Here is a 4,243-nt window from a genome sequence, read left to right as displayed (position 1 = left end):
CGGAGCGGCAGAGCCTGGGAGGGATCGCACAGCTTGGGACGGTGAGGAGCCCCGGAATGAACGAGCACGCGAGCTGGAAGCCGTTGGAGATCACCCCGGAGAGCGCTGGCTGCGCGCCGAGCGCCGAGGGACTGGTCGACCACCTGCGCGAGCTGGACCTGGCGGAGGTGCTCACGGCCGAGAAGGCGCTCGTCTTCCGTGGCTTCGGGGTGCGGCCGGAGACCCTGGACCCGGTGATGGACCTGCTGCTGCCGAGGCGACTGGCGTACGTGCACGGCAACTCGCCCCGCACCAAGGTGGGCCGCAACGTCTACACGTCCACCGAATACCCGTCCCGGTACACCATCTCCATGCACAACGAGCTGTCGTACGCGGCGCAGTGGCCGGCCCGGCTGCTCTTCTTCTGCCAGATCGCCGCCGAGACCGGCGGCGCCACCCCCGTCGTCGACGCCGAGCTGTGGCTCGACTCCCTGGACCCGCAGCTGCGCGCCGACTTCGCCGGTGGGCTGCGCTACCAGCAGAACCTGCACGACGGCATGGGGCTGGGCAAGAGCTGGCGGGAGACGTTCGAGACCGACAGCCGCGACGAGGTCGAGGAGTTCCTTGCCGGCGCCGGCGCCACCTGGGAGTGGACCGCCGACGGACTGCGCGTGGTCCAGCTCCGGCCGGCCACGCTGCGGCACCCGGTCACCGGGGCCGAGGTGTGGTTCAACCAGGCGGACCAGTGGCACCCGGCCGGCTTGGACGACGACATCGCCAGGGTGATGACCCAGGTGATGGGCCCGGACGAGCTGCCCCAGTCGGTGACCTTCGCCGACGGCTCCCCGATCCCCGACGAGTACGTCACCCAGATCCGCGACCGGGGCCTGGAGGCGGCGGTCGACGTCGACTGGCGGGTCGGCGACCTGCTGCTGATCGACAACGTGCTCACCGCGCACGGCCGGCGCCCGTACACGGGTGACCGCCGGGTGCTGGTGGCGATGTCGGACTGAGCGGCGCGACCGGGAAGTGCCCCAGATGTCCCTGCCCCGCCCGAGCGGCGGCGATCCCTGGCTGCGGGTGTTCCGGGGCGGCGCGCACGCGGATCTGCGGTTGGTCTGCCTGCCGCACGCCGGCGGCTCGGCCGGGTTCTTCCAGACCTGGGCGGCGCGGCTGCCGGACTCCGTCGACGTGCTCGCCGTCCGCTACCCGGGCCGGCAGGACCGGCTCTCCGAGCCGTGCGTCGACCGGATGGACGTGCTCGCCGACCGGGTCACCGAGGCGCTCACCGGTTACCTGGACCGTCCCCTCGCCCTGTTCGGCCACAGCATGGGCGCCTCGGTCGCCTACGAGGTGGCCGTCCGGCTGGAGGAGCGGTTCGGCGTCGTGCCGGAGTTCCTGTTCGTCTCGGGGCACGGGGCGCCGCACGTCACCCGGATCGACCAGCATCCCGACCACCTCGACGACGAGGAGTTCCTCGTCCGGATCGCCGCGCTCGGCGAGGTGGATCCGGTGGTCTTCCGCTCCCGGAAGCTGCGGGAACTGGTCGTACCGGCGCTCCGGGCCGACCTGCGGCTGATCCACGGCTACCTGCCGCGCGCGCCGCGGACCGTGTCCGCGCCGATCACGGCGTACCTCGGCACGGGGGATCCGGCCTGCGACCGGGAGTCGGTCTCCGCCTGGGCGGAGCTGACCACCGGCGGCTTCCGGCTGCGGGCGTTCCCCGGCGACCACTTCTATCTCGTGCCGGCGCGGGCGGAGTTGCTCGCGGACCTGACCGCGCAGCTCGCCGGCCGGCCGACCGTACCCCGTGCCGCGGCATCCGTGGCCGCGCACCTGATCTGACCGGCACCGCCGGACTCGCACCTGGAGGGCGCATCGTGACCGCACCGGACGTCGAGGCGACGCCGCAGCCGCTCGTGGACGTGGACCAGGAACGCCACGCGCGGTTCCGTACCTCCTTCGAGGCGGTGACGGACTTCGGGCGGCGGTTGCTGGCGGCCCGGTTGGCCGCCGCGGGTGTCCTGCCCGCCCCCGGTGCCGTCGCCAGCCGGGAGGAGATCCTGGCCCGGCTCGCGGTGGCTCCCGGCTACCAGCGGCTCGGCGACGCCCTGCTCGATCTCCTGGCGGACGCCGGCCTGCTGCGTCGGCAGGGCGACGGGCTCGCCGTGACCGGACGGGTCGCCGAGTCGGCCGGGTTCGCCGGGGACGACGCGGTCGACGCGGCGGCGGCGACGCTGCGCCGGGAGCACCCGGAGGTCGCCGGATACGTGCCGCTGCTGGTCGCCTGCCAGACGCAGCTCGTCGAGGTGGTGCGGGGCGACCGGCCGGCGAACGAGGTGCTCTTCCCGGGCGGCTCCGCCGACCTGGTCTCCGCGATCTACCGGGACAACGTCCAGCTGGACTTCTACAACCGGCTCTGCGCGGCGCGGGTGCGGGAGCACGTCCGGCAGTTCCTGCGGCGCTACCCGCGGTCCTACGTCCACGTCATGGAGGTGGGCGCGGGGACCGGTGGCACCAGCGGCCCGGTGCTCGACGCCCTGACGGACCGGACGGAGCGGCTGCGGTACTTCTACACCGACGTGGGGCCGGCGTTCCTGCGGCTGGGACGGCAGCGCTTCGGCGTCGACCGGCCGCACCTCGACTTCGCCCGCTACAACGTGGAGGGCGCGCCCGAGGACCAGGGCTTCGAACCCGGTTCGATGGACGTCGTCCTGGCCAGCAACGTCCTGCACGCCACCCTGCGGATCTCCGCCGCGCTGCGGCACTGCCACGCGCTGCTCAAGCCGGGCGGCATTTTGGTGATCAACGAGATGACCAGCCGCCTCGACTACAACACGCTGACCTTCGGCCTGGCCGAGGGCTGGTGGCGGCACGCGGAGGACGAGCCGCGGGTGCCGGCGTCCCCGCTGCTGGACGTGGCGGGCTGGCGCGCCGCCCTGGGCCGGGCCGGCTTCGTCGACGTGCGGGCGCACGCCGTGCCCGGGCTCGACGCCGCCGAGCAGGTGCAGACCATGTTCGTGGCGACGGCCACCGGTGGGGGCGGCTCGTCCCGCTGAGGTTCCACCCCGTCCGCGTACGCCCCGACCGGGGTCGCGTCCGCCGGGCCGCGCGACTCGCGGCACCGTGCGGTCGGGACCCCGGTCCGGGCGCGCGCGACCCCTGCCGGCGCACGTACCGGTACGGGAACCCGGTAGGTCTTTACCGGCACCCCTAAATGTTCCGGCAAGATCTTTCGTGGACGAATATTCGGTGATATCAATCTCGCACTCGATTCCTCTACCCCCGGAGTGCGACGTGCGGAGAACCCGTCTCGTTTCCCTCGCCCTGAGCCTGGCCACGGCTCTCGGCGTCAGCCTCACCCTGTCCGCGCCCGCCCAGGCTGCGCCCGCCGACCGCTACGTGGCGCTCGGCGACTCGTACGCCTCGGGCGTGGGTGCCGGCAGCTACACCAGCGAGAGCGGTTCCTGCCAGCGCAGCACCAACGCCTACCCGGCCCTGTACGCCGCGAACATCAAGCCCGCGTCGTACCGCTCGGTCGCCTGCTCCGGTGCCACCACCACCAGCCTGATCAACACGCAGCTGTCGGCGCTGAGCTCCACCACCACCCTGGTCAGCGTCACGATCGGCGGCAACGACGTCGGCTTCGGCAACATCATGTCCACCTGCGTGCTCCAGGGCACCACCCAGTGCGTGGCCGCCGTGCAGGCCGCCCAGGACAAGGCCCGGGCCCAGCTGCCCGGCCTGCTGCGCAACGTCTACAACGGCATCAAGACCCGGGCGCCCTCGGCCCGGGTGGTGGTCGTCGGATACCCGGTCTTCTACCAGCTCGGCACCACCTGCATCGGGCTGAGCGCCACCTCCCGGGCGAAGATCAACGAGGGTATCAACCTGGTCGACGACCTCACCCGCACCGCCGCCGTCGCCGCCGGCTTCAAGTTCGCCGACGTGCGGTCGCAGTTCGTCGGGCACCAGCTGTGCAGCTCCGGCACGAAGTGGCTGCACGCCCTCAACTTCGCCAACCTCGGCATCTCGTACCACCCGACCGCGGCCGGCCAGTCCGGCGGTTACTACCCGGTCTTCCGCTCCGTCGCGGGCTGACCGACGCGCTCTCCGTCCGGGCGCTCCCGGTCCCGCCCCCCTCGGGGCCGGGAGCGTCCAGGGCGGGCGGACGGGCACGGTCGCCCGCGCGGCGTCCGTGCCCGTCCGACCATCCGGCGTCCCGGTCGATTGCCGACGCCGGACGGCCGGAGCGACCCCGGCG

4 protein-coding genes are annotated in these 4,243 nt (G+C 73.0%); all 4 read left to right on the top strand.

The genetic code is table 11. The features are described 5' to 3' along the window. Positions 1 to 56 precede the first annotated feature (56 nt). The 4 genes from OG989_RS26285 to OG989_RS26270 all read left to right on the top strand — a co-directional run bounded on the left by OG989_RS26285 (position 57) and on the right by OG989_RS26270 (position 4,080). Positions 57 to 992 (top strand): TauD/TfdA family dioxygenase, encoded by a 936-nt coding sequence (locus tag OG989_RS26285; RefSeq protein ID WP_327028802.1) that lies wholly within the window; start codon positions 57 to 59, stop codon positions 990 to 992. Between the two features lie 25 nt (positions 993 to 1,017). Then, positions 1,018 to 1,824 (top strand): thioesterase II family protein, encoded by an 807-nt coding sequence (locus tag OG989_RS26280; protein WP_327028801.1) that lies wholly within the window; start codon positions 1,018 to 1,020, stop codon positions 1,822 to 1,824. 35 nt (positions 1,825 to 1,859) lie between these two features. Beyond that, on the top strand, positions 1,860 to 3,038 hold the full coding sequence (locus OG989_RS26275) for a class I SAM-dependent methyltransferase (RefSeq protein WP_327028800.1): 1,179 nt from the start codon (positions 1,860 to 1,862) through the stop codon (positions 3,036 to 3,038). A 238-nt stretch (positions 3,039 to 3,276) separates the two neighbouring features. Continuing rightward, positions 3,277 to 4,080, top strand: coding sequence for an SGNH/GDSL hydrolase family protein (locus OG989_RS26270; RefSeq protein ID WP_151454649.1), 804 nt, complete (start codon positions 3,277 to 3,279; stop codon positions 4,078 to 4,080). Positions 4,081 to 4,243 lie beyond the last annotated feature (163 nt).

Source organism: Micromonospora sp. NBC_01740 (genome assembly GCF_035920365.1).
Classification (GTDB): domain Bacteria; phylum Actinomycetota; class Actinomycetes; order Mycobacteriales; family Micromonosporaceae; genus Micromonospora; species Micromonospora reichwaldensis.
Note: the sequence above shows the minus strand (reverse complement) of the source record. Positions and strands in the feature narration are given on the sequence as shown.